The sequence below is a fragment of the Nocardioides sp. NPDC023903 genome, from assembly GCF_040639295.1.
In the GTDB taxonomy this organism is placed as follows: domain Bacteria; phylum Actinomycetota; class Actinomycetes; order Propionibacteriales; family Nocardioidaceae; genus Nocardioides.
In genome coordinates this window covers 23236-46287 of record NZ_JBEZZS010000012.1, presented here as the reverse complement: position 1 = coordinate 46287, position 23052 = coordinate 23236, and the positions used below count along the sequence as shown (strand labels likewise).

At 69.9% G+C, this 23052-nt stretch carries 22 protein-coding genes; 6 read left to right on the top strand and 16 right to left on the bottom strand.

Annotated elements, in window-relative coordinates; translation table 11 throughout:
* Window positions 1-28: 28 nt before the first annotated feature.
* From AB0F44_RS14740 to AB0F44_RS14725, 4 genes are read right to left on the bottom strand one after another with little or no spacing between them, the layout of a single operon-like run.
* Window positions 29-346 (bottom strand): DUF4387 domain-containing protein, encoded by a 318-nt coding sequence (locus tag AB0F44_RS14740; RefSeq protein ID WP_357356559.1) that lies wholly within the window; start codon window positions 344-346, stop codon window positions 29-31.
* Complete coding sequence (locus AB0F44_RS14735) at window positions 339-1733, bottom strand: acyclic terpene utilization AtuA family protein (protein WP_357356557.1); 1395 nt, start codon at window positions 1731-1733, stop codon at window positions 339-341. The genes AB0F44_RS14740 and AB0F44_RS14735 overlap by 8 nt, the downstream gene beginning before the upstream one ends.
* On the bottom strand, window positions 1730-2692 hold the full coding sequence (locus AB0F44_RS14730) for a phosphoglycerate dehydrogenase (protein ID WP_357356555.1): 963 nt from the start codon (window positions 2690-2692) through the stop codon (window positions 1730-1732). The genes AB0F44_RS14735 and AB0F44_RS14730 overlap by 4 nt, the downstream gene beginning before the upstream one ends.
* Window positions 2689-3972, bottom strand: coding sequence for an MFS transporter (locus tag AB0F44_RS14725; protein WP_357356553.1), 1284 nt, complete (start codon window positions 3970-3972; stop codon window positions 2689-2691). The genes AB0F44_RS14730 and AB0F44_RS14725 overlap by 4 nt, the downstream gene beginning before the upstream one ends.
* Window positions 3973-4104: 132 nt before the next feature.
* On the opposite strand from AB0F44_RS14725, the gene AB0F44_RS14720 reads away from it, so the two are divergent.
* From AB0F44_RS14720 to AB0F44_RS14705, 4 genes are all read left to right on the top strand, one after another.
* The gene (locus tag AB0F44_RS14720) at window positions 4105-4818 is read left to right on the top strand and encodes a GntR family transcriptional regulator (RefSeq protein ID WP_357356552.1); all 714 of its coding nucleotides are present in this window, start codon (window positions 4105-4107) and stop codon (window positions 4816-4818) included.
* 3 nt (window positions 4819-4821) lie between these two features.
* On the top strand, window positions 4822-5742 hold the full coding sequence (locus AB0F44_RS14715; RefSeq protein ID WP_350659223.1) for an AEC family transporter: 921 nt from the start codon (window positions 4822-4824) through the stop codon (window positions 5740-5742).
* A 131-nt stretch (window positions 5743-5873) separates the two neighbouring features.
* Window positions 5874-6272 carry a DUF1707 domain-containing protein gene (locus AB0F44_RS14710; RefSeq protein WP_357356550.1) on the top strand — a complete coding sequence of 133 codons (399 nt, stop codon included), beginning with the start codon at window positions 5874-5876 and terminating at the stop codon, window positions 6270-6272.
* 82 nt (window positions 6273-6354) lie between these two features.
* Complete coding sequence (locus AB0F44_RS14705) at window positions 6355-7338, top strand: ABC transporter substrate-binding protein (RefSeq protein WP_357356548.1); 984 nt, start codon at window positions 6355-6357, stop codon at window positions 7336-7338.
* A 102-nt stretch (window positions 7339-7440) separates the two neighbouring features.
* Here the strand turns inward: AB0F44_RS14705 and AB0F44_RS14700 are convergent, their stop codons facing one another.
* The gene (locus tag AB0F44_RS14700; RefSeq protein WP_357356546.1) at window positions 7441-9063 is read right to left on the bottom strand and encodes an alpha-amylase family glycosyl hydrolase; all 1623 of its coding nucleotides are present in this window, start codon (window positions 9061-9063) and stop codon (window positions 7441-7443) included.
* A gap of 325 nt (window positions 9064-9388) precedes the next feature.
* On the opposite strand from AB0F44_RS14700, the gene AB0F44_RS14695 reads away from it, so the two are divergent.
* The gene (locus tag AB0F44_RS14695) at window positions 9389-9592 is read left to right on the top strand and encodes a cold-shock protein (protein ID WP_091053181.1); all 204 of its coding nucleotides are present in this window, start codon (window positions 9389-9391) and stop codon (window positions 9590-9592) included.
* A gap of 84 nt (window positions 9593-9676) precedes the next feature.
* Here the strand turns inward: AB0F44_RS14695 and AB0F44_RS14690 are convergent, their stop codons facing one another.
* Both AB0F44_RS14690 and AB0F44_RS14685 read right to left on the bottom strand, forming a co-directional pair.
* A complete protein-coding gene (locus AB0F44_RS14690) occupies window positions 9677-10153 on the bottom strand; it encodes a YbaK/EbsC family protein (RefSeq protein WP_357356544.1) in 477 nt (158 codons plus the stop codon).
* Window positions 10154-10163: 10 nt separating this feature from the next.
* Window positions 10164-10862 (bottom strand): fused MFS/spermidine synthase, encoded by a 699-nt coding sequence (locus AB0F44_RS14685; RefSeq protein ID WP_357356542.1) that lies wholly within the window; start codon window positions 10860-10862, stop codon window positions 10164-10166.
* A 191-nt stretch (window positions 10863-11053) separates the two neighbouring features.
* On the opposite strand from AB0F44_RS14685, the gene AB0F44_RS14680 reads away from it, so the two are divergent.
* Window positions 11054-12271, top strand: coding sequence for an MHYT domain-containing protein (locus AB0F44_RS14680; RefSeq protein ID WP_357356540.1), 1218 nt, complete (start codon window positions 11054-11056; stop codon window positions 12269-12271).
* 3 nt (window positions 12272-12274) lie between these two features.
* Here AB0F44_RS14680 and AB0F44_RS14675 read toward each other — a convergent pair whose 3' ends face one another.
* The 9 genes from AB0F44_RS14675 to AB0F44_RS14635 form a co-directional block, all read right to left on the bottom strand.
* Window positions 12275-15247 carry a bifunctional [glutamine synthetase] adenylyltransferase/[glutamine synthetase]-adenylyl-L-tyrosine phosphorylase gene (locus tag AB0F44_RS14675; RefSeq protein WP_357356538.1) on the bottom strand — a complete coding sequence of 991 codons (2973 nt, stop codon included), beginning with the start codon at window positions 15245-15247 and terminating at the stop codon, window positions 12275-12277.
* Window positions 15248-15273: 26 nt separating this feature from the next.
* Complete coding sequence (locus AB0F44_RS14670; RefSeq protein WP_350659232.1) at window positions 15274-16050, bottom strand: type 1 glutamine amidotransferase; 777 nt, start codon at window positions 16048-16050, stop codon at window positions 15274-15276.
* 112 nt (window positions 16051-16162) lie between these two features.
* Complete coding sequence (gene glnA / locus AB0F44_RS14665; RefSeq protein ID WP_350659233.1) at window positions 16163-17500, bottom strand: type I glutamate--ammonia ligase; 1338 nt, start codon at window positions 17498-17500, stop codon at window positions 16163-16165.
* A gap of 49 nt (window positions 17501-17549) precedes the next feature.
* A complete protein-coding gene (locus AB0F44_RS14660; protein WP_183545993.1) occupies window positions 17550-17741 on the bottom strand; it encodes a hypothetical protein in 192 nt (63 codons plus the stop codon).
* A gap of 11 nt (window positions 17742-17752) precedes the next feature.
* A complete protein-coding gene (locus AB0F44_RS14655; protein ID WP_357356535.1) occupies window positions 17753-18502 on the bottom strand; it encodes a hypothetical protein in 750 nt (249 codons plus the stop codon).
* Window positions 18499-19134: a SatD family protein gene (locus tag AB0F44_RS14650; RefSeq protein ID WP_357356533.1), complete on the bottom strand. Its 636-nt coding sequence runs from the start codon at window positions 19132-19134 to the stop codon at window positions 18499-18501. Before AB0F44_RS14650 ends, AB0F44_RS14655 begins: the two co-directional genes overlap by 4 nt.
* A 71-nt stretch (window positions 19135-19205) precedes the next feature.
* The gene (locus AB0F44_RS14645; protein WP_357356531.1) at window positions 19206-19841 is read right to left on the bottom strand and encodes a maleylpyruvate isomerase family mycothiol-dependent enzyme; all 636 of its coding nucleotides are present in this window, start codon (window positions 19839-19841) and stop codon (window positions 19206-19208) included.
* A 46-nt stretch (window positions 19842-19887) separates the two neighbouring features.
* The gene (locus tag AB0F44_RS14640) at window positions 19888-21912 is read right to left on the bottom strand and encodes an NAD(+) synthase (RefSeq protein ID WP_357356529.1); all 2025 of its coding nucleotides are present in this window, start codon (window positions 21910-21912) and stop codon (window positions 19888-19890) included.
* Window positions 21913-21936: 24 nt separating this feature from the next.
* Window positions 21937-23001: a DUF1080 domain-containing protein gene (locus AB0F44_RS14635; protein ID WP_357356527.1), complete on the bottom strand. Its 1065-nt coding sequence runs from the start codon at window positions 22999-23001 to the stop codon at window positions 21937-21939.
* Window positions 23002-23052 lie beyond the last annotated feature (51 nt).

The following is a 23052-nucleotide window of genomic DNA, read 5'->3' as shown; positions in this document are numbered from 1 at the left end:
TAGCGGGCGTGGATTTGGGAGACACGGCCTAGCTGGGCACCACCAGCTGCGCGAGCGGTACGTGGTGCTGGCCGGCGTGGGTGTCGCGGTCGCGCAGCGAGCCCTGCGAGACCGGGCGCGGATAGGAGATCTTGACGACGTTGAGCGACGGGATCCGGAAGATCTGGACCGACCCGGGATCGACCCGGTAGAGGCCGGCGACGACGTCCTCGTCGAGGAACGTCTCGTCGGCCGCGATCCGGTAGCCCTCGGCGTCACGCATGAACACCTCCATCGTGATCCAGAACGGCCCGGCGTTCTTGGAGCGCACCTCGGTCGCGAGGTCCCCCAGGGTGGTCTCAGGCATCGCGCATCTCTCCGATCTCGGTGCTGAACTCGGTGCGGAACATGGCAGTCGGGGTGAGGCTGTCGACGGCATGGTTGAGTACGAACTCGTACGCAGCGCCGCGCTCGACCTCGGCCGGCGACCCGGGGAACGCCAGGCTGGGCAGGTAGTCCATGTCCTGGGCGGGCAGGTGCAGCATCAGCGGGTTGGCGACCTTGGCGACCGCGGTGGCCAGGGCCTGGTCGACAGCCCGGACGAGCAGCATCACCCCGACCTCGCGCGGCGGCTCGGTGGACGGGTCGAGGTCGCCGAGGACCGCGTTGTAGCCGTAGAGACGCAGGTCGTAGTCGTAATCTTCCCTGGTCAGGCCGAGGGTCTGCTCGACGCGCTGGGTGAACACGACATCCATCAGCGAGGCCCAGCCCTCGATGTCCTTCAGGATCAGCGGGTCGCGGATCGCGGAGAACGACATCGTCTCGTAGCCGGTGATCCGGGCACCTTCGAGCTTGATCGTGTGCTGCTCCGCGTGATGGAACCTCGACCCCTCGACGCGCACCCGGCGCTCGTCGAGCGCGGTGTAGACGGCATCACGCACGTCCAGCGTGCCGTCCGGCTCCCGCATCTCGAACGGGTTCGCCGTCTCGTACAGCATGTGGGCGGCCACCGAGATCGGCGTGCACGCGGCGCTCTCGTCGAGCGGCTCGATGGTGAACCCGGACCGGTCGATGGTCGCGAAGACGCCGCCCATCCGCGGGTTGGTCGTGCACTGGCCGCCGCACTCGACGATCTTGGCCGCGTGCCAGGTCGGCCCGGCGGGCATCCCCTTCAGCAAGGCGTACGCAGCGGCATTGGCCGTGTCGGTCGCCCGCCCGGCCAGGACCACCTGAGCCCCCGCCGAGAGAGCCTCGGCGATCGGCTCGTGGCCCATCATGGCGACGATATGGGTGCAGTCCTCGAGGGTCGCGCCGTCGAGGTCGCCCAGCGGCGGCAGCGGGTGGATCCGGCCGGCCTCGAGCGGCTCCTTGAGGTCGGCGGCGCGCTGCTCGCTGTAGATCCGGGCGACCTTCATCGACAGGCCCTCCTCAGCGATGAGGCCGGCGACGATCCCGGCGACCCAGTCGACGCCGTCGTCGGTGCCGCTGGTGCCGCAGGAGCCGACGATGAGCGGGATCCCGGCACCGGCCGCCGCGCGGAGCAGGAGCCGCAGGTCGCGGGCGACCGCGGCGGCCGTGGTCTTCGGCTTCGAGGCACCCAGGTAGTAGGGACCGGAGTCGGTGGAGCCGCCGTCGACGGCGATCACGTCCGCCCCCAGCGCGATCCCACGGGTGATCGTCTCCTCCGGGAACCCGGCGCCGAGCATCCCGCTGGGCACCAAGATGCTGACGGAGTCAGCGTTCTCGCTGGTCATCTGTTGTCTCTCTCCTCGATCAGGTGGGCATTGACGGCATGTTTCGGGCGGCCCGCGAGGGCGTCGAGGAGCTCGCGGGCTCCCTCGACGCCGGCAGCCCGGCGGGCCTGGGCGGTCTGCCCGGCCAGGTGGGAGTGGACGACGATGCCGGGCACCCCGCGCAGCGGGCTCGCGGCCGGCAACGGCTCCTCGGCGACCACGTCGAGCGCGGCTCCGGCGATCCGGCCCTCGCGTACGGCGGCGACGAGCGCGTCCTCGTCGACGATCGCGCCGCGGGCGGTGTTCACCAGCACCGCCCCCGGCTCCATCAGCGCGAACGCGGCGGCGTCGATCATCCCCCACGTCCGCGGGGTGAGCGCCGTGTGGACAGACACATAGTCGGCGGACGTCAGCAGCTCGGGCAGCTCGACGAACCGGACCTCCGGGTCGGTCCGCTCGGCCTCGGCGACGGCGGTGGTGCACAGCACCCTCATCCCGAACGCCCGGGCCAGCGGCACGACCGCACGGGCGGCGGCGCCGTAGCCGATCAGGCCCAGGGTCGAGCCGCGGAGCTCGCGACCGTCCTCGCGTGGCCAGCCGCCGGACGCGACACCGGTCGCGCTCTCGACCAGCCGGCGGGAGGAGGCGAGGAGCAGTCCCATCGTGTATTCGGCGACCGCGTTGGCGTTGATCCCGGGCAGGTTGCTGACCGTGATCCCGGCACGCGCGGCCGCTTCGACGTCGATCGCGTCGTAGCCGACCCCGGTGCGTACGACCGCCCTCAGACGGTCCGCGGACGCGAAGACCCCGGCGGTGAGCGGGTCGTGACCGACCAGGGCGCCCTCCACCCCGGCGAGGTCCGCGACCAGGTCTCCGGACGGGTAGCGCGTCTCGTGGCCCCGGGAGCGGAGGAGTTCGTCGACCTCGTCGCCGGGCCGCAGGTAGTCGGTGGTGATCAGGATCCGGGCCAACGCGCTCACACCGCCCGCTCGACGTCGCCGCGCCGCTGGAGACGGTCGATCCGCACCACGATCACGACCGCGACCGCCGCGACGACCGCGATGTCGAGCAGCATCGTCTGCCAGCCCAGGATGTCGACGGCCCCGCCGATCAGGGCCGGGCCGAGGAAGGCACCGCTCTGCCAGCCCACGGCATAGAGCGCTGCGTACGTCCCGAAGACCCGCGCCGACGGCGCCAGGTTCCACAGCACGACGACGGCGTTGACCAGGAAGGCAGAGGCACCGGCGGCGCCGATGCAGAACGCCACCACGGTGCCGGTCGGGGTCTGGAACAGGGTGCCGAGGAGCATGGCGGCCGCGAAGATCGCCATCCCGGCGATCATGGTGCGCAGCCTGCCGAAGCGCTCGGCGAACAGCGCGGTCGGATAGGCCGCCAGCAGGAACGCGACCCCGCTCGGCAGCGTGATCCCGCCGGCGTCGCCGCGCGAGAGTCCGAGGGTCTCCATGCCGTAGGGCGTGACCAGCGCGCGCGAGCCGGCCCAGGCGCTGCCGAAGACCAGGATCGCCACGATCAGCAGCAGCCGGCTGCGGTCGGTGTCGCGCACGATCTCCCAGATGGTGTCTCGGATGCGTGCCTGTCCGACCGCGGTCGACTCCTCGGCGGCGTCCTCGGCCACCGCCGCCTGGTAGCCGGGCGAGGAGCTGTCGCGGATCGAGAGGCACAGCACTGTGACCGAGACGAGCGTGATCAGCGCGATCACCGCGAAGGCGAGGGCCGGGTGGTCGTCGACCAGCACGATGCTGACCACGGCCGCGACGATGACGGTGAGGCTGGAGGCGATCTTGACGGCGGCGTTGGCACGGCTGCGGCGCTCGGGGGCGATGAAGTCGGGCACGAGCGCCTCGCCGATCGGCTTGAACGAGTTCGAGACCAGCGCGAACGCGACGATGACGACGATCAGCAGCGGCAGCGAGTCCGCGGTGTGCGGCAGGGTCACGAACAGCAGCGCCGCCAGCGGCATCCCGACAGCGAGGTAGGGCATCCGCCGGCCCCAGCGCGTGCGGGTCCGATCGGACCGGTTGGCCATCCACGGCTGGATGAAGATGCCGAGCAGGTTGTCCATGCCCATGATGAAGCCGACGAGGGCGGCGCTGGCCAGGTGGTCGCGCAGCAGCGGCGGCACCTGGCTGTCGTAGAAGTTCCACATCGACTCCTGGGCGAAGACCGCCAGCGCGACGAGGAGGGTGATCCGGCGCGGCCCGAGCTGCCGTGGTGGTGCGGTGGGGATGGTGGTGCTCACGAGACGGACCTCCGTGATCTCTGCATGGTCCCGGCATGGACCCTGCGAACTGTGGCGGCGCTCACAGTAGTTTTGCTACAGCAAAACAGTCAAGAGGCGGCACTGTTGGAAAAGTGGCCTAGGATCAGGACCATGTCGATCTCCTCCCCCGAGACCACGCCGGAGACCACGACCGTGGCCGAGCGCGTCTATCAGGCCTTACGCAGCCAGATCGGCTCCGGCGAGCTCGCGCCCGGCGCCAAGGTGACCGAGCGAGGCATGGCCGAGCGCCTCGGCGTGAGTCCGACCCCGGTCCGCGAGGCGATTCGGCGGCTCGAGCTCGACGGCCTCGTGGAGCGGGTGGGACCGCGTACGACGCTGGTGGCCCGGATCGAGGAGGACGCCAGCCACGACCTGGCCGAAGTGGAGGTCGCGCTGCGTGGCCTGGCCGCCCGGTTCGCCGCCCGGCACGCGACCGACGACGAGCTCGACGAGCTCGACCGGCTGCTCGACGAGGCCGACGACCTGGTGATCCTGATCCGGGCCCGCCACCGCGACGCCAAGCCGGTGGAGAAGCATGCCGACCGCTTCCTCGACGTCCTCGGCCGCTTCAACGAGCAGGTCAACGCTGCGGCCCACAACCCGGTTCTCGTACGCCTCCTCGAGCAGTCCCGCTCGCTGAGCCGGTCACGCCAGCGGGAGATCTCCCGGGCGCACCTGCTCGCCGGCGACGAGTTCGGCGCCGACCGCTACGCCGAGCACCGCGCCCTCGTGATCGCCCTGCGCGCCCGCGACGCCGCCGAGTCCGAACGCATCGTCACCGAGCACGCCGCCCGCGGACTCCTCGACCTGCGGCGCGAGATCTAATCCGTGGCAGGGGTCTTCACCGGCTTCGCCACGATCACCGTCCTCATCGCCCTCGGCGCCCTGCTCGCCCAGCTCCGAATCCTGGACGAGCGCGGCCAGCGGACGCTCTCGACGGTCGCGTTCTACGTCGCCAGCCCGGCGCTGCTGATCACGGTCATGGACGACAGCGACCTCGGCTTCGTGCTCTCGGGCAACCTGGTGGCGGTCGCCGGCGGCGTACTCGTCGCCGCCACGCTCGTGGCCACCGTCGAGACGCTGCGCCGCCGCGGCCTGGGCGACACGGTGGTCGCGGTCCTGTGCGGCTCCTACGCGAACGCCGGCAACCTCGGCCTGCCGATCGCGGCGTACGTCCTGGGCGACCCGGTCCTGGTCGCGCCGACCTTGCTGCTGCAGATGCTGGTCCTCCAGCCGCTGGCACTGGTCCTGCTCGACGCCGACGCGAGCACGACGAAGCTGTCGTTCTGGGACGTGATCCGCCGCCCGCTGACAAACCCGATCACCGTCGCCTCCTTGATCGGGGTGGCCCTCTCCGTCACCGACCTCGACCTGCCCACACCGGTCTCGGATCCGCTGGAGCTGGTGGCCGGCATGGCGGTCCCCTCCATGCTGATCGCCTACGGCGTCGCACTACGGCTCGGCCCGCTGCCCGGGCGCGGCGTCCCGGCACTCGACCTGGCCGCCGTGGTCGCGACCAAGCAGATCGTGCAGCCGGTGGCGGCGTACGTCATCGGGCGGTTCGTGCTCGGCCTCGACGCCGAGGCACTGCTGGCCGTGACCGTGCTCTCCGCGCTGCCGACCGCCCAGAACGTGTTCGTCGTCGCGCAGCGCTACAACCGGTCCACCCTGCTGGCCCGCGACGTCATCTTCGTCAGCACGCTCGCCACGGTGCCGGCGATCCTGCTGGTCGTGCTGCTGCTCACCTAGCCCCAGAGCCAGCCACAGAGTCAGCCCCGAGCCGACGAAAGTCCCTTGCGGCGGCATCTCTTCAGGCGTACCCTCGCGATATATCGGGACACTACGCCGACAGTCGATGCAGCTTTCACAAGGGAGATGACATGAGCAACCTCGACAACCTGCGGGTGAGCGAGGCCGATCGGGAGGAGGCGTCGGCGAGGCTCGCCGAGCACTACTCGACCGGCCGGCTCACCGACGACGACTACTACGAGCGCCTGGACGCGGTCTGGTCCGCGAAGGTCCGCGCCGACGTGGAGATGCTCTTCACCGACCTGCCGAAGAGCGCGCCGCAGCCGCCGCAGGTCGCTCGCCGACAGCGCAAGGGTCGCCCGCGGGCCTTCCCGCTGGTCGCCTGCTTCCTGCTCGTGGCGATCGGGCTGGTCGTGATGGGCGTGCCGTGGTGGGTCTTCGCCGCGATCGCGGTCGGGGCGCTCGTCTTCCGCAAGAAGCACCACCACTCCCATTCCAACCGCCAGCACTGCCATCGTTCCGTGCACTGAATTCCGGAATCGATGGCCTCCCCAGGGGCGCACCACTAGGTTGTGCCGCGGTCGCTACCCCATAGCCCCGAGGAGTTCCCCCATGAACCGCTCCCCTGCCCGCACCGCGCGTCGCGGTCTGGCAACCGCGCTCGTCCTCGCCCTGCCGCTCGCGCTCAGCGCGTGTGGTGGCGGGTCCGCGGATGAGGGTGCCGGCGGCGCCACCGAGATCACCGTCGGCGTGATCCCGATCGTCGATGTCGCCCCCATCTATCTCGGCGTGGAGAAGGGCTTCTTCACGGAGCAGGGCCTCGACGTCAGCCTCGAGCTCGACCAGGGCGGTGCGGCGATCGTCCCCGCGGTGGCCAGCGGTCAGTACCAGTTCGGCTTCTCCAACACGACCTCCCTGCTTCTGGCCCAGACCCAGGACGTCCCGATCGAGGTCGTCACCGCCGGTGTCAACGCCACCGACGACCCGGCGGCCGACATGGCCGGCGTCCTGGTCAAGGCCGGCAGCGACATCGCCTCCCCCAAGGACCTGGAGGGCAAGAAGGTCGCGGTCAACACCCTCAAGAACATCAACACGACCACCACCAACGAGCTCGTCCGTCAGGACGGTGGCGACCCGACCAAGATCGAGTACGTCGAGCTGGCCTTCCCCGAGATCGGCCCGGCCATCGAGAAGGGCGACGTCGACGCGGGTCAGGTCGTCGAGCCGTTCCTCACCATCGGCACCCAGGGCGGCATGACCGACCTAGGCTCCAACTTCGTCGCCGCCGACCCGGGCCTCGCGGTCGCGGAGTACTTCACCTCGACGAGCTACGCCGAGTCCGACGCCGACACCGTCGAGGCCTTCACCGCCGCGATGAACGAGTCGCTCGACTACGCCCAGCAGCACCCGGACGAGGTCAAGAAGATCCTCCCGACCTACACCGACATCGACATCGACGAGGAGGTGCTCGCCGAGCTCAACATGCCTCAGTGGAGCTCCGAGATCGACACCGAGTCGATCCAGAAGCTGGCGGACCTCTCGAAGGCCGACAGTCTGTTCGCCAAGGACCCGGACGTCGACGCCCTGCTTCCATGACCCTCGCCGGCCGCGGCCGGGACGCCGCCCTGGGCGTACTCCAACCGGCCGATCCAGAGGCCAAGAAGGGAGAGCGCCCGGCCCAGGATCACTAGCCCGGAATCACTCGACCGAGGGCGCGATGATCCAGACCGCCGCGTCGGTGGGCAGGTCGCCCACGACCGGGTCGCCGCTGTACATCACGATCTCGCCGTCGGGAAGCGGCGTCGGCTCCATGCCGCAGTTGAGGACGACGATCAGGTCGGTCCTGGTGTCCGGGGACCCACCGACCCCGCCACGCCGGAACGAGACGACGCCCTCGGGCGCGTCCAGGATCTCCACGTCCTCGTCGGCACCGAGCGCGAATGCCCGGCGCGCCGACAGCGCCGCCCGGTAGAACTCCAGCGTGGAGTCCCGGACGCCGTTCTGGGCAGCCACGGTGAGGTCCACCCACTCGGCCGGCTGCGGTAGCCACGGCTGCGTGGGCAGGTCCTCGTCGGGCACCTGGCTGAACCCGAAGGGCGGTTCGAACCCGCTCCACGGCAGCGGCACCCGGCACCCGTCACGACCGCCTTCACCGGTCTCCGACCACGGATCCTCCTGATACTCAGGCGGTAGATAGACCTGTGGCAGGCCTAGCTCCTCCCCCTGGTAGAGGTACGCAGACCCCGGAAGCGCCAGCATCGTCAGTGTGGCCGCGCGCGCCCGGTGGAGCGCCTGCAGTCCGTCGCCATAACGCGAGCGGTGGCGTACGACATCGTGGTTGGACAGGACCCAGGTCGGCGCCGCGCGCGAAGGACCGAGCGCCTTCAGCGTCGACCCGATGACCTCCTTGAACGCCTCGGCCGACCAGGGCGCCTGCAGCCAGGAGAAGTTGAACGCCTGGTTGAACTCGTCCGCACGTACGTAGCGCCGCAGCTCCGCCGGGCCGGGGGTCCAGGCCTCGGCAACCATCATCCGGTCGCCGTCGAAGGAGTCGATCAGCTTGCGCCAGGCGCGGTAGATCTCGTGGACGCCCAGGTTGTCCCACATCGGCGCGTCGGTGACGCCGCGCTCGTACATCACCGCGGCGTCCGAGGTCAGCGCGAGGCCCTCTGGGACGACCTGGTCGCGCAGTTCCTTGAAGAGCCCGTGGGCGATGTCGACCCGGAAGCCGTCCACGCCCCGGTCGAGCCAGAAGGTGAGGATCTTGGTGAACTCCTCGACCACCTCGGGGTTGTGCCAGTTGAGGTCGGGCTGGTCGTCGTCGAAGAGGTGGAGATACCACTGCCCGTCCTCGATCCGCGTCCACGCCGGACCGCCGAAGACCGAGCGCCAGTTGGTGGGCGGCTCCTCGCCGTTCTCGCCGCGGCCGTCGCGGAAGATGTAGCGGTCCCTTTCCGCGGATCCCGGCTCGGAGGCGCGCGCCTCCACGAACCACGGGTGTGCCGAGGAGGTGTGGTTGGGCACCAGGTCGACGATCACCTTCAGGGCGAGCTCGTGAGCACGCGCGATCAGGTGGTCGGCGTCGGCCAGCGTGCCGAAGATCGGATCCACGTCGCAGTAGTCGGCCACGTCGTAGCCGTGGTCGTTCTGCGGCGAGGTGTAGAACGGGCAGATCCAGATCGCGTCGACGCCCAGCGCGGCGAGGTAGTCCAGGTGGTCGGTGATCCCCTGCAGGTCACCGAGCCCGTCGCCGTTCGAGTCCGCGAACGAACGCGGGTAGATCTGATATGCGACGGCTTCGCGCCACCATGGCTGGTCCACGTGGACCCCTATTCTCGTCGGTTGGCCACCAGTACCCCGATCTTGTCGATGTGATGCTCGGGGTTGTCAAAACCGGGCGGCCCACAGCGGCCCGTTTTTCGATCGGATCCGGCGCCTGAAACGCCGAAAAACAGGGGTTGCCCGAAGTCGGCTTGTGGGATGTAGGCTTGTCCGCGTTGAAGGAGGCGTCCCCACGCGCTTCGCGGTTGCTCTCGGTGACCGTTCGTGTAGCACTTGGTCTTCCGCAGAAGCAGAAATCAGGACTCGTGGATTCAACGCCCAAAGGGCGGCACGGAGTCGCCCTGTGTACACAAGGATTAGATTCATGACTCAGGGAACCGTGAAGTGGTTCAACGGCGACAAGGGCTTCGGCTTCATCGCCCAGGACAACGGGGGCGACGACGTCTTCGTGCACTTCTCCGCGATCCAGACCAACGGCTACAAGACGTTGGACGAGAACCAGCGCGTCGAGTTCGACGTCACCCAGGGCCCCAAGGGCCCGCAGGCCGAGAACGTCCGCCCGGTCTGACCAAAGACCTAGCTGACCTTTCAGCAAGGCAGCCCCGCCCCTGCTTCGGCAGGGCGGGGCTGTCCCCCTTTTTGGTGTCGGTGCCTACTCGGGAAGCTTCGTGACGTCGACCCAGCCCCGGGCCTCGCTGATCGTCTCCAGGTCGCCGAGGGTGAGCGCGATGGTCGTGTTGGCGCTGCCCGCGGCCGGGTAGACCATGTCGAAGCGCTTCAGCGAGGCGTCGAGCCAGACCTCGGCCGACACCGGGTTGCCGAACGGGCAGACGCCGCCGATCGCGTGGCCCGTCATCGGCTCCACGTCCTCGGCGGCCAGCATCCGCGCCTTGGTGCCGAAGTGGGCCTTGAACTTCGCGTTGGCGATCTTGGCGTCGCCGGCCGCGACGATGAGGATCGCGGCGCTCCGGTCCTCGGTGTAGAGGCTGATCGTCTTGGCGATCTCCGCAGGCGAGACGCCGAGGGCGGCCGCGGCGAGCTCGACGGTCGCCTTAGACTCCACCGACTCGATGATGTCCCCACCGCGTCCGAATCGGTCCAGGTGGGTGCGGGCCAGCTCGATCGACATGCCCGCCAGCCTAGCGGCGCGTCCCGCCCCCGAAGGAGTCGGCGACGGCGCGGTCGGTGAAGATCCGGTACTCCATCGGGGAGGGCGATCCGAACGGCGAGTCCGGCACCGTGCCACAGACGATGACCAGGTTGCCGGCGCGGCGGCCCTTCATCGTCGCCGGCTCGACACCGACGACCATGTCGCCGAGTTCCCGGGCCGTCGCGACGAAGTCACGCGCCTGGGGGAACGGCGCCCGGTCGACGAGGTTGGCGACGAAGACCCCGAAGGGGGCGAGCACGCGGCGTACGTCCTCGATGAAGGCGGCGGAGGTGAGCTCGTCCGGGGTGCGGCCGCCGTCGAAGGCGTCGAGGATCACCATGTCGGCGAAGCCGTCGCGTACGCCGCCGATGCCGCTCTTCCCGTCGACGGGACGCACCTTGATGCCGCTGCGCGGCGGGAGCGGTGCCTCGCTGCGTACGCGCTCGATGATCTCGATCGACGGCTCGAGCACGATCTGGGAGGAGCGCGGGCGGGTCGCGTGGACGTAGCGCGGCAGCGTCATCGCGGCGCCACCGATATGCAGAACTTTGACTGGCCCTGGAGGCAGTCGGTCGATAACATCCCCGATACGCCTCATGTAGTCGAACACCAGGCGGGTCGGATCCCCCAGATCGACAGCCGATTGCTGCATCTCGTCCAGCTCGAGCACATATACATCGTCGGCCATAGCGGACATACCCTACCCCCCACGTGGAAATGGGGGACCTGTTCCTCTATTGTGACCTGCGCAACGACGGAACGATTGCCCGCTATGGATGCATCTCGGATACCCCTTGGGGCATCCACGCATGTCTCCAGATCTACCTCGCCGATCCCCCACACCCCGTCCGGCGAGGAACGAGAGGAAGTCAAAGCAGCGTGACAAGCATCGAAGAAGTCACGATCGGGGCGTTCAGCCAACCCCTGGTCGGGATGTCGTTCATCATCTCCGTACTCGGCTCATGGGTCGGTCTGACCTGTGCGACCCGCGCTCGCCGTCGTGGCGCAGGCGCCGGCGCCTGGCTCTGGCTCTTCGGCGCGGCGGCCTCGATCGGCGGCGGCGCGATCTGGTCGATGCACTTCATCGGCATGCTCGCCTTCGACAGCCACGTGGCGTACGCCCTCGACGTCGGCACCACGCTCATCTCGCTCGCCGTCGCCATCAGCGCGGCGATGGTCGGCATGCTCATCGCGACCGCCATGCGCGGCAACGCGGGCTACATCGTCGGTGGCCTGGTCACCGGTGCCGGCGTGTGCGCGATGCACTACACCGGCATGTACGCGATGGACATGAGCGCCGACATGGTCTGGAAGCCGGCGGTGGTCGTGGCCTCCGTCGTCATCGCGCTGGTCGCCTCGGCGCTCGCGCTCTTCTTCGCCTTCAACGTCACCACACCGCTGATGCGCGTGGGTGCCGCCATCATCATGGGCATCGGCGTGTGCGTCATGCACTACACCGGCATGCTCGCCCTCGAGATCCACAGCTCCCCCGACGACAAGCTCGGGCACGTCAGCGGTGCCGACCCGGTCTACCTGGCGATGCCGATCTTCGCGATCTCAGCCGGCATGCTGATCGTGATCGGCTTCGCCACCATGTTCGCGGGCATCAACGACGATCTCGACGACCCGTGGACCCCGGACCAGCGGCCGGCGACCTCCGACTCCGGGCCCCACGCGATGATGCCGCAGCGGCCGGCCCTGGGTCAGTCCTTCGCCGGTCACGAGCCCGACATGCTCCAGCAGCCGCGGCAGCCGCTCCAGCCGCTCCCCACGCGCCAGCCGGCCGCCTCCGGCAGCCCGCAGGCGAACCAGCCCGCCGGCGGAGGCATCAGCAGCATGTTCTCCCAGCGCCCGCAGAGCCCGGGCGAGCGCCCCCAGCGTCCGACCCAGCTGCGGCCGCAGAACGGACGCTGGACGCCCCGGCCCTACGCCCAGCAGCCCTCCAACGGCTTCCCGGAGCGACGGACGGATATGTTCAACCCGCAGGGTGGACAGCCCGACGACGAGGCGAACAACCAGCCGCCGGCCCAGCCGCAGCAGCCTCGGCCTCCGCGCACGCCCGGCTGGCTGCCGCCGCGCAACGACAACAACCTCTAAGGCCTACTCCCAGAAGACGCGCTCGACCACACCGTGGGCGAGCCGGGTCATCCTCAGGTAGTCGTTGACCAGCTCGTCGGTCGCGCCTGCCGGATAGCCGAGGATGGCCGCGACGGCGTGCTGCTCGACCGGCCCGGCGGGCAGTGAGTCCGCCGGGCGGCCGCGCGCGAGCGTCACCGCGTTGCGGACCCGGCTGACCATCCGCCAGGCCTCGATGAGGGTCTCGGCGTCGTCGGCCTCGATCAGCGACGCGTCGCGGGCGGCCTGCAGCGCCTCGACGGTGCGTGGCGTACGCAGACCTGGGACGGCGTACGCATGCCGCATCTGCAGCAGCTGGGCGGTCCACTCGATGTCGGCGAGCCCGCCGCGGCCGAGCTTGAGATGGGTGTTGGGGTCGGCGCCGCGCGGCAGCCGCTCGTGGTCGACACGGCCCTTGATGCGCCGCACTTCGACGATGTCGTCCTCGCTGAGCCCGCCCTCGGGGTAGCGCAGCGGGTCGATCATCTCGGTGAACGCCTCGCGCAGCTGCGGGTCGCCGACGACGGCATCGGCGCGCAGCAGCGCCTGCGACTCCCAGATGCCCGACCACTTCGCGTAATAGGAGGCGTACGCCGGCAGCGTCCGCACCAGCGTGCCCTGCCGCCCCTCGGGGCGCAGGTCGGCGTCGATCTCCAGTGGCGGGTCAGCGCCGGGGAGGGCGAGCAGCCGGCGCAGGTCGGCGATGACCTTGAGCGCGAACTGGGTCGCCTCTCCCGGGTCGGCGCCCTCGACCGGTCGATGGACGAAGAGCACGTCGGCATCCGAGGCGTAGGAGAGCTCGAACCCGCCGTAGCGGCCCATCGCGATGATCGCGATCCGCGTCGGCGGCCCGTCGATCCCACGGCGGGCGACCTCCTCGGCCACGACCGTGCGCAGCGAGGCCTCGAGGGTGGCGTCGGTCAGCCGGGACAGGGCGGCGCCGATCGTGTCGATCCCGGCCTCGCCGAGGAGCTCGGCGGCCGAGATCCGGAACAGCTCCCGGCGACGGATCGCCCGGATGTGGCGTACGGCCTCCTCGGCGGAGGTGGTGGTGCGCCGGCGGGCGGCGCGGGCGACCATCTCGTCGGTCAGCGCCTCGGCCGAGAGCGGCGCGAGATCATGGCCCAGGAGACGCAGTGCCTCGGGCTCCCGCTCGAGCAGCGCGGTGGTGTAGCGCGAGGTGGACAAGATCGTGGCGAAGTATTGGGCGACCGAACCCTCGTCGCGCAGGGAGCGCAGATACCAGGGCGTGGCGCCGAGGGCGTCGGAGATCCGGCGGAACCCGAAGAGCCCGGCGTCGGGATCGGAGCCCTCGGAGAGCCATTGCAGCATCACCGGCAGCAGCGCACGCTGCAGCGCGGCGCGCCGGGAGACGCCCGTGGTGAGCGCCTCCAGGTGGCGCAGCGCGGCCTTGGGGTCGGCGTAGCCCAGCGCGTTCAGCCGCTCCTCGGCAGCCTTCGAGGAGAGGTGGGCCTGGCCGGACGGGATCCGGGCGACCGAGTCGAGGAGCGGTCGGTAGAAGAGCTTCTCGTGGAGGCGGCGTACCTCGATCCGCTGGTGCCCCCACTCCTTCTCCAGCCGCACCACCGGGTCGCGCAGGTAGCCGAGCGAGCGCGCCAGCCAGCGCAGCGACTCCTCGTCGTCGGGGACGACGTGGGTGCGCCGCAGCCGGTAGAGCTGGAGCCGGTGCTCCATCCGCCGCAGGAACGCGTAGGCCTCGTGCATGGCCTCGCCGTCCTCGCGCCCGACGTAGCCGGCGCGGGTCAGCGCCGCCAGCGCGGAGAGGGTGGTGGGCTGGCGGATCCCGGTGTCGGTGCGGCCGTGGACCAGCTGCAGCAGTTGCACGGCGAACTCCACGTCGCGCAGCCCGCCGGCACCGAGCTTGAGCTCGCGGTCGGCCTCCCGCGACGGAATGTGGGCGATGACCCGGCGCCGCATCTTCTGGGTGTCGGAGACGAACCCGTCGCGCTCGGCGGCCTTCCACACGAACGGGTTGACGGCGTCGACGTACGCCCGGCCCAGAGCGAGGTCGCCCGCGGCCGGGCGAGCCTTGAGCAGCGCCTGGAACTCCCAGGTGCTCGCCCACCGCTCGTAATAGCCGACGTGGCCGGCGATCGTGCGCGAGAGCGCGCCGGCCTTGCCCTCGGGGCGCAGCGCGGCGTCGACCGGCCAGATGGTGCCCTCGCCGGTGTGGGCCGAACAGACCTGGATCAGGTTGCTGGCGAGCTGGGTGGCGACCCGCAGCGAGACGTCGTCGCCGACCCCGTCGGCGGCCTCGTGGGCGAAGATCACGTCGACGTCGGAGACGTAGTTGAGCTCGTGGCCGCCGCACTTGCCCATCGCGACGACGGCCAGCCGGACGGCGTTCGCCTCCTCCCCCACCCGCGCGCGGGCGACCGCGAGCGCGGCGTCGAGGGTCGCGCAAGCCAGGTCGGAGAGCTCGGCGGCGACGTCGTCGACCGGGAGCTGGTGGGCGAGGTCGCGGGCGGCGAGCCGGAGCAGCCAGCGGCGGTACTCCACCCGCAGCGCGTCGACCGCCTCTGCGTCCGGGACCGTGGCCACCGGGCTATCGTCACCCCGCTTAGCGCCGACGGCCTCGAGCAGCGAGGCCCGGAAGACGTACGCAGCGGGCCTGGTCGTGCCGAGGGTCGGGTCGGCCAGCTCGCGCCAGTGACCGGGATGACGGGCCAGGTGGTCGGTCAGCGCGGGTGAGGCGCCGAGCACCGAGACCAGCCGCATCGCGGTGCCCTCGTCGGCGGCGAGCTCCTCGACGAAGCCGTCGCCCTGGGACTCGGCGAGCATGACCAGTCCGGCCAGCGCTGCGTCGGGGTCGGCCGCCTGGCCCAGGATCGCCAGCAGCTCACGGGTGCCGGCGCCGAGACCTGCCAGATCCGCCAGGGCCGTGTCCGGATCGTTGAAGCCGAGCCGGAGCAGCTCGCCCTTGCCTGGCAACGTCATGGCCCCGATTCTGTCACTGGCGCTTTTCAGGCGCTCCAGGGCCTGAGGGTCGAGATGACCCCTCCACGGGTGCCGCCAGGGGCGACGGCGGCGCTGCGCTCACGGACCAGGCGAGCGAAGCCGAAGGCCAGCGGCTGCCAGGTCTTGATCAGCTCCTTCTCGGCGAAGGTGGCCGTCGCGACCACGTCGTCGACGCTGCGTCCGATCTGCTCGAGCTCCTCGACGGACTCCTCGGCCCAGACCGCAACCGCGGCTGCGTCGACCTCGGGGTGGAACTGCACGCCCCACACGGTCGGGGCGAACCGGGCCGCCTGGACGTGCCCGTCGATCGAGGTGGCCAGCTCGACGGTGCCCTCGGGCAGCTGACCGACGACGTCGCGGTGCCAGTGCAGTGCTCGGTCGTCGCCCGCCAGCAGGCGCATCAGCGGGTCGAAGAGAACCTCGGGCTCCCAGGTCACCTGGCGTACGCCCACAGTCAGCCCGAACGGGCTGCGCTCCACGGTGCCACCGAGGGCCATCGCGGCCAACTGGTGGCCCAGGCAGATCCCGAGCGTCGGGATACCGGCCTCGGCGGCCTGCGCGATCCGCTCGCGAGTGACCTGCAGCCAAGGATGCTCGGCGTCGGAGTCGGCGTCCATCGAGCCACCCATCACGAGCAGCCCCGAGTAGGAGGCGTCCAGCGACGAGAGCGGCGGAATCGGCTCGGCGTACGCGCGACATACGTCGACACACATGCCCGCCTCAGCCAGCCAATGGCCGAACAACGCCGGCGGAACTGTCTCCTCGTGCTGGATGACAAGCACTCGGGGAAGACTCAACGACATCACTCCCACTCTCCCGTTCGATCCAGTGTGGCAGCACCGGATCGGAAGTGTGGAATCGGGCTAGAGTTTCCCTGTCAACCAGTTTGCGGACTCAGATGACTGGCAGCATCCGGGAGCGCTCGTAGGCGGTCACCTGCTCGCGGTAGGCGGCCCACTCGGCCCTCTTGTTGCGCAGGAAGAAGTCGAAGACGTGCTCGCCCAGGGTCTCGGCGAGGAGCTCGGAGTCCTCGGCCATCCCGATCGCCTCGTCGAGGTTCTCCGGCAGCGGGTCGATGCCGAGGCTCTTGCGCTCGCGCTCGGTCAGCGCCCACACGTCGTCCTCCGCCTCACGCGGAAGCTCGTAGCCCTCCTCGATCCCCTTCATGCCCGCCGCCAGGATCACGGCGAAGGCGAGGTAGGGGTTGCAGGCGGCGTCGAGGGTCCTGACCTCGATGCGGGTCGACTGGCCCTTGAGCGGCTTGTACATCGGCACCCGAACCAGCGCCGAGCGGTTGTTGTGGCCCCAGGCGACGTGAGCCGGCGCCTCTCCCCCGCCGATCAGGCGCTTGTAGGAGTTGACCCACTGGTTGGTCACCGCGGTGATCTCGCCGGCGTGGCGGAGTACGCCGCCGATGAAGCTACGACCGGTCTTGGAGAGCTGGTATTCGGCGCCCGGCTCGTAGAACGCGTTGGCGTCGCCCTCGAACAGGCTCACATGGGTGTGCATCCCCGAGCCCGGGTGCTCGGTGAACGGCTTGGGCATGAAGCTCGCCCAGATGCCCTGGCTCAGCGCCACCTCACGGATCACCGTACGGAAGGTCATGATGTTGTCGGCGGTGCTCAGCGCGTCGGCGTAGCGCAGGTCGATCTCGTTCTGGCCCGGCCCGCCCTCGTGGTGGCTGTATTCCACCGAGATCCCCATCGCCTCCAGCATCGTGATCGCCTCACGCCGGAAGTCGGCGCCCATCGACTGGGCGGTGTGGTCGAAGTAGCCGCTGGAGTCGACCGGGGTCGGCTCGCTGCCGTCCCTCGGGTTGTCCTTGAAGAGGTAGAACTCGATCTCGGGGTGCGTGTAGAAGGTGAAGCCCTTCTCCGCGGCGTTGGACAGAGTGCGCTTGAGCACGTAGCGCGGGTCCGCGTAGGACGGCGAGCCGTCGGGCATCACGATGTCGCAGAACATCCGGCCCGTGGACGGGCCATCGGTACGCCACGGCAGGATCTGGAACGTGCTCGGGTCCGGAAGGGCCAGCATGTCGGCCTCGGTCACCCGAGCGAACCCCTCGATCGCGCTGCCGTCGAAGCCGATGCCCTCCGCAAAAGCGCTCTCGAGCTCGGCCGGCGCCACCGCGACCGACTTCAGATAACCGAGCACGTCGGTGAACCACAGCCGCACGAAACGTACGTCTCGCTCTTCGAGTGCCCGGAGCACGAAGTCCTGTTGCTTGCCCATGCGTGAACACTAACGGTCCGACGTTACAGCCGGGACCACCGCGCCACGGTCAGCGGCCGGGACCTCTGAAGATCGAGATCACCAGCGCCACCCCGAACCCCGCCAGGGCCGCTCCGAGGACCGACCAGGCGGTGCTCGTGCCGCCTCCGCCGAGATAGCCCATGCCGGTCAGCGCCAGCGCTCCTCCGGCCAGAAGAAGCACGGCCGCCACCAGGAGCCCAAGAGCCTTACCCACAGTCATGACACCGCAATCTAGGTGATGACCAGGGCGAGGGTCACCAGCGAGGTCATCCAGGAGACGAAGCTGCCGACCAGGAAGTACTCGGTCACGTCGTTGATGCTCGGCCCCTCGTGCTCACCGCGGAACGACTGCAGCTCCGGCCAGCGGATCAAGCCCTTGGCCGCGACCACCAAGCCGGCGGCAGCGAGGTTGCCGGTCAGGCCGAGCCCGAAGATCGTCAGCCGCTCGAGCGGTCCCAGGAGCCGGCCACCCTTGAGGTTGTTGCCGGCGACCCCGTCGAGCGGGTTGGACACCTTGGCGACGTCGAGGACGAGCTGCACCACGACGTTGCCGGTCGAGACCTGGACCAGCAGGCCGCCGAAGACGAGCAGCACGGCCTCGGGGCGCGCCGCCTCGACCCAGACCCAGGGCGCCTGCTCCGCCCAGGCGGCGACCGGTCCGCCGACCTCGCCGGCCACCGGGGCCAACAGGATCCCGACGAAGATCGCCCCGCCGAGCAGAGCCAGCGGGAGCCCCGGACGGGGGTTCTTGTCCGAGCCTTCGGGCGGATGGGCCAGGAATCCCCACAGCACGGTGATCCCGGCGATCACGATCACGGCCGCCAGGTCACCTCCGAAGAGGGCCGAGAGCAGGCCGAAAGCGATCACCGCGGCTGCCCCGATCGCCTCGGGCACCCAGCGGATCCGCCTGAGCGGGTCGATGAGCGAGTGAGCGAAGTCGACCGTCCCGACCCCGATCAGCAGCAGCGCTATCCAGCTCATCGCACCTCTCCCAACAGTTCGTCGGCGCGCACGATCACGGCGATGCCGTCGCGGCGGACGCGCTGGGAGACCGCGGAGGGAGTGATGTCGAGCTCGGCGGCGATGGCCTTCTGAGGCATGGCGGAGAGCATGCCAGAAAGCACCGACACCGAGGACCGGTCCAGGCGAGAAAAGAGCTCGTCGCGCGAGACCAGAGCGGCGTTGACCGCGGCCGGGTCCGGCCCGCCCGCCTCCTCCGCGGGCTGATACCAGGTCCGTACGCTGCGGGAGGCCGCCTTGTTCTCGGCGTTCTCCGCCGCCTCGATCGCCGCTCGCGCGGCCCACCACCCCGGTCCGTCCTCGACCCGGGGGTCGTCGCTGAGCACCCGGGTGGCTCCCCAGCTGATGCCGTGACGTACGCCGACCACGGGGTCGAGCGCGATCCGCAGCCGGAACGTGGCCTGGATCGCGGCGCCGACGGTCTCGAAGGCTCCCTGGTACTCGTCGCCGACCGTGATCCGCAGCGGGGTGACCGGCTGCCACGTCTCGTTGATCTCCTCGACGGCCTCAGCGAAGGCCTTGTGGACCTGCGCGCGGTTGGACTTCGTGCGCGACCCCACGAGGTCGCCGATCACAGTCGCTACAGACACCATGTGAAGATCATACCTTCATTGTGGCGAGGTGAAGGTATTTGCTTTATTCAAGTCAGGTGAAGCTATCGCCTTCACCGCGAAGCCGTGGGCATCACGGCCGCCCCAGGTCCGGTGAGCTCGCCGGATCCCACCGGGCGGCCGGACAGCGCGAGCACGAGCGCGATCGTGGTGCCGCGGACCTCAGGGCCGGTCCCGATCACCGTGTCGGCGTCGGTGGCCACGAGACGTACGCGCTCGGCTCGCTCCTTGCCCCCGCCCCACTCCTCCGAGGTCTTGGCCAGGTAGCCCAGCGCCGTGACGACGTGCTCGACCGGGTAGTCGCGCTGGAGGCCCAGCGGCCGCCGGATGTCCTCGCCGTGGGCGAACTCCTCGACCAGGCGGGTGGCGAGCGGGGCCGGCGGTGTCGCCGTGCGGCCGGCGACCCGGCGGAACGCCGCCAACGTCTCCGCCGGATCCTCGGCGCGCTCGCGGTCGACGCCGGTCTGGTTGTCGAGATCGAAGTCTCCGCGAGCGGCGATCATGCGGCGTACGAACCCCAGCCGTGTCGTCGTCGCGACATCGACCATGTGGGCGAGCACGTCGTGCACGCTCCACCCCACGCACAGCGAAGGCGCCGCCCACTGGGCCGGGGTGAGCGTGGCGAGGTCGCTGATCAACGCCTCCCGCTCGGCGTGCACGACGGGCCAGACCTTGCTGCCGGATGCCATGCGCGTGACGCTACGACCCGCCCGGGCGACCCGTCCATCGCAATCCCTACTCCACAGGAACCCGAGCCTCGATCTCGGCGAGCCAGGCCGCCGGGGAGGCGTCCGAGGGCATCCGCCAGTCACCGCGGGGCGACATGGTGCCGCCGTTGGAGACCTTGGGACCGTTGGGCAGCGCCGAGCGCTTGAACTGGTTGGCGAAGAAGCGCTTCACGAAGACCTCGAGCCAGGCCCGGATCTCCTTCATCTCGTACGCCGTCCGCTTCCCCTCCGGGAACCCCGGGGGCCACTCGCCGGCCTCGACGTCGTGCCAGGCATTCCAGGCCAGGAAGGCGATCTTCGAGGGCGTGAAGCCGTTGCGGACGGTGTGGAAGAGGGTGAAGTCCTGCAGGGCGTACGGCCCGATCTTCTGCTCCGTCGACTGCAGCTCCTCCCCCGGCACGAGCTCGGGCGAGATCTCCTGGTCGAGGATCTCCTGGAGGACCTCGTCAGCGGCGCCGTCGAACTGCTCGGTGGTGATCACCCAGCGGATCAGGTGCTGGATCAGGGTCTTCGGCACGCCGGCGTTGACGTTGTAGTGCGACATCTGGTCGCCGACGCCGTAGGTCGCCCAGCCGAGCGCGAGCTCGGAGAGGTCGCCGGTGCCGAGGACGATGCCGCCGCGCTGGTTGGCGATGCGGAAGAGGAAGTCCGTACGCAGCCCCGCCTGGACGTTCTCGAACGTGACGTCGTAGACCGGCTCGCCGTCGCCGGCCGGGTGGCCGATCTCCTTGAGCATCTGGGTGGCCGTAGGGCGGATGTCGAGCGTCTCGTAGGTCGTGCCGAGCGCCTCCATCAGGTGGATCGCGTTGGACTTGGTGTCGTCCGAGGTCGCGAAGCCGGGCATCGTGAATGCCAGGATGTCGCTCGCCGGCCGGCCGAGCCGCTCCATCGCCTTGGCGGCCACGATGAGCGCGTGGGTGGAGTCGAGCCCGCCGGAGACGCCGATGACGATCTTCGTGTCGGGGCCGATCGACTGAAGCCGCTTCCCGAGCCCGGAGACCTGGATGTTGTAGGCCTCGTAGCACTCCAGCGCGAGCTTGTCGGGGTCGTCGGGCACGAACGGGAACCGGTCGACCTTGCGCCGCAGCCCGCCGCCGGTCAGTGGCGGGCTGAGCTCGAACTCGACCTCGGAGTGGTAGGCACCCTCGGCCCGGCGGTTGTCGTCGAAGGTGCTCTGCCGGATCCGTTCGGCACGGATCCGCTCCAGGTCGACGTCGACCACGGTGCGCCGCGGCCCGTCCGGGAACCGCTCGGTCTCCCCCAGGAGCTCGCCGAGCTCGTACGCCATCGTCTGCCCGTCCCAGGACAGGTCGGTGGTCGACTCGCCCGGCCCGGCGGCGGTGTAGACGTACGCAGCAGCGCACCGCGCGCTCGCCGACTGCACCAGCAGGCGGCGCGCGTCGGAGCGCCCGACGGTGACCGGACTCGCGGAGAGGTTGAGCAGCACGGTCGCCCCGGCCAGCGCGGCCTTGGCGCTCGGTGGCACCGGGACCCACATGTCCTCGCAGATCTCGACGTGGAAGACGAGATCCTTGACGTCGGTGCAGCGGAAGAGCAGCTCGTTGCTGAGCGGCACCTCCTCGCCGCCGAGCATGATGGTGCCGTCGGCGCCGTCGCCCGTGCCGTACCACCGCTTCTCATAGAACTCTCGGTAGTTCGGGAGGTGGGTCTTGGGCACCACCCCTAGCACCTCGCCGCCGTGGATCACGACCGCGGTGTTGAGCACCCGGTCGCCGTGGCGCAGCGGGGCGCCGACGACGATCACCGACAGCAGCTCCTCGGAGGCCACCACGATCGCGCTGATCGCGGCGTGCACGGCGTCGAGGAGCGTGCGCTGCAGGACGAGGTCGTCGATCGAGTAGCCCGAGAGGCACAGCTCCGGGAACACCGCGACCGCGACCCCCTCGTCGCTGCACTCGCGGGCCTGCGCGATCACCTCGCGTGCGTTGGCCGCCGGGTCGGCGACGGAGATCGGGATGGTGCACGCCGCGACCCGTGCGAAGCCATGGGAGTAGGCGGAGTAGAAGTCCACGCCCCCGAGTCTAGGCGCGACCGGCTACAGGTCGCGGATGCGGATGTTCCGGTAGGACACCACGTCCGGGGTGCTGCCGTGCGCCTGGACCCCGACGTGACCGGTCAACCCTCGGCTGCTGGAATCGGGGTCGTTCGGACGACCGGGGAACGGCAGCCCGGGCAGGTTCTCGAACTCGTTGATCACGACACCGTTGCGGATCACGGTGTACTGCTGTCCGACGACGCGGATCTCGAGGTCGTTCCAGGTGCCCTTCGCGGTCGGTCGCGCCTCGGCCAGGGTGAGGTCGGCGAAGCCGTAGATCGACCCGGTCTTGCGGGGGTCGTTGCTTCCACTCTCCGGCGAGTCGTTGACCTGGATCTCGTGGCCACAGTTGACCGCGATCCAGGAGAGGTTGCCGGTCTCGCTGCCGTTGAACGTGGTCGGGCACCCCTCGACAGGGCCCCACAGCTCGGGGAAGCGCACCTGGACGCCGCTGTTTGCGCGGGCCGCACCGGGTGCGTCGTCACGGAACTGCAGTCGCAACGAGAAGTCGCCGTACTCCTGGTTCGGGTACCACAGGGTTCCGAACCCGCCACCTACGCCGGCGCGGCTGCGGATGGTGCCGTCCGCCACCAGGTCGAACCCGCCGTCGCCGGCGTACGCCCAGTCGTCGAAGGAGTCGGCCGAGCCGTCGAAGAGCCAGTCGTAACCCTCGACCTTCCCCACCTGCGAGCGGGCGGCAGCGGACCGCAGGCGGCTGGCCTCGGCCCGGGTGACCTCACCGGTGGCGACCAGGTCGGCGGTGACACTGCGGACGTGCGTCACGAAGGCCCCGTGAGTCGGCCACGTCCGCTCGTCGTCGATGACGTCGTTGATGGTGCAGCCGGAGCGCAGGGTGCTGTTGGCGACGCCGCTGTCGAGATCGAGGAAGACCACGCTCGAGCGGGCATCGGGCGCCGGGCAGGTCGCTGTCGTCGAGGGTGTCTCAGCGGGAGTCGCGGAGGCGGCTCCGATCGGACCGCCCAGGCACAGAGCGGTGATCCCGAGGACGGCGGACCCGACGGCGAGCCGGGTCCGAGTGCGGCGTGAGTGGAGGAAGTGGGACATCGAGACTCCGAACGTCAGGACGCCAAACGAGATGTGATGCGCGTCACGCTG

Coding starts and splice junctions, on each gene's coding strand:
- AB0F44_RS14695 (WP_091053181.1), top strand. CDS start 9,389: ATGACTCAGGGAACCGTGAAGTGGTTCAACGGCGACAAGGGCTTCGGC.
- AB0F44_RS14705 (WP_357356548.1), top strand. CDS start 6,355: ATGAACCGCTCCCCTGCCCGCACCGCGCGTCGCGGTCTGGCAACCGCG.
- AB0F44_RS14735 (WP_357356557.1), bottom strand. CDS start 1,733: ATGACCAGCGAGAACGCTGACTCCGTCAGCATCTTGGTGCCCAGCGGG.
- AB0F44_RS14675 (WP_357356538.1), bottom strand. CDS start 15,247: ATGACGTTGCCAGGCAAGGGCGAGCTGCTCCGGCTCGGCTTCAACGAT.
- AB0F44_RS14685 (WP_357356542.1), bottom strand. CDS start 10,862: ATGGCCGACGATGTATATGTGCTCGAGCTGGACGAGATGCAGCAATCG.
- AB0F44_RS14720 (WP_357356552.1), top strand. CDS start 4,105: ATGTCGATCTCCTCCCCCGAGACCACGCCGGAGACCACGACCGTGGCC.
- AB0F44_RS14740 (WP_357356559.1), bottom strand. CDS start 346: ATGCCTGAGACCACCCTGGGGGACCTCGCGACCGAGGTGCGCTCCAAG.
- AB0F44_RS14660 (WP_183545993.1), bottom strand. CDS start 17,741: ATGACTGTGGGTAAGGCTCTTGGGCTCCTGGTGGCGGCCGTGCTTCTT.
- AB0F44_RS14710 (WP_357356550.1), top strand. CDS start 5,874: ATGAGCAACCTCGACAACCTGCGGGTGAGCGAGGCCGATCGGGAGGAG.
- AB0F44_RS14635 (WP_357356527.1), bottom strand. CDS start 23,001: ATGTCCCACTTCCTCCACTCACGCCGCACTCGGACCCGGCTCGCCGTC.
- AB0F44_RS14645 (WP_357356531.1), bottom strand. CDS start 19,841: ATGGCATCCGGCAGCAAGGTCTGGCCCGTCGTGCACGCCGAGCGGGAG.
- AB0F44_RS14650 (WP_357356533.1), bottom strand. CDS start 19,134: ATGGTGTCTGTAGCGACTGTGATCGGCGACCTCGTGGGGTCGCGCACG.
- AB0F44_RS14655 (WP_357356535.1), bottom strand. CDS start 18,502: ATGAGCTGGATAGCGCTGCTGCTGATCGGGGTCGGGACGGTCGACTTC.
- AB0F44_RS14690 (WP_357356544.1), bottom strand. CDS start 10,153: ATGTCGATCGAGCTGGCCCGCACCCACCTGGACCGATTCGGACGCGGT.
- glnA (WP_350659233.1), bottom strand. CDS start 17,500: ATGGGCAAGCAACAGGACTTCGTGCTCCGGGCACTCGAAGAGCGAGAC.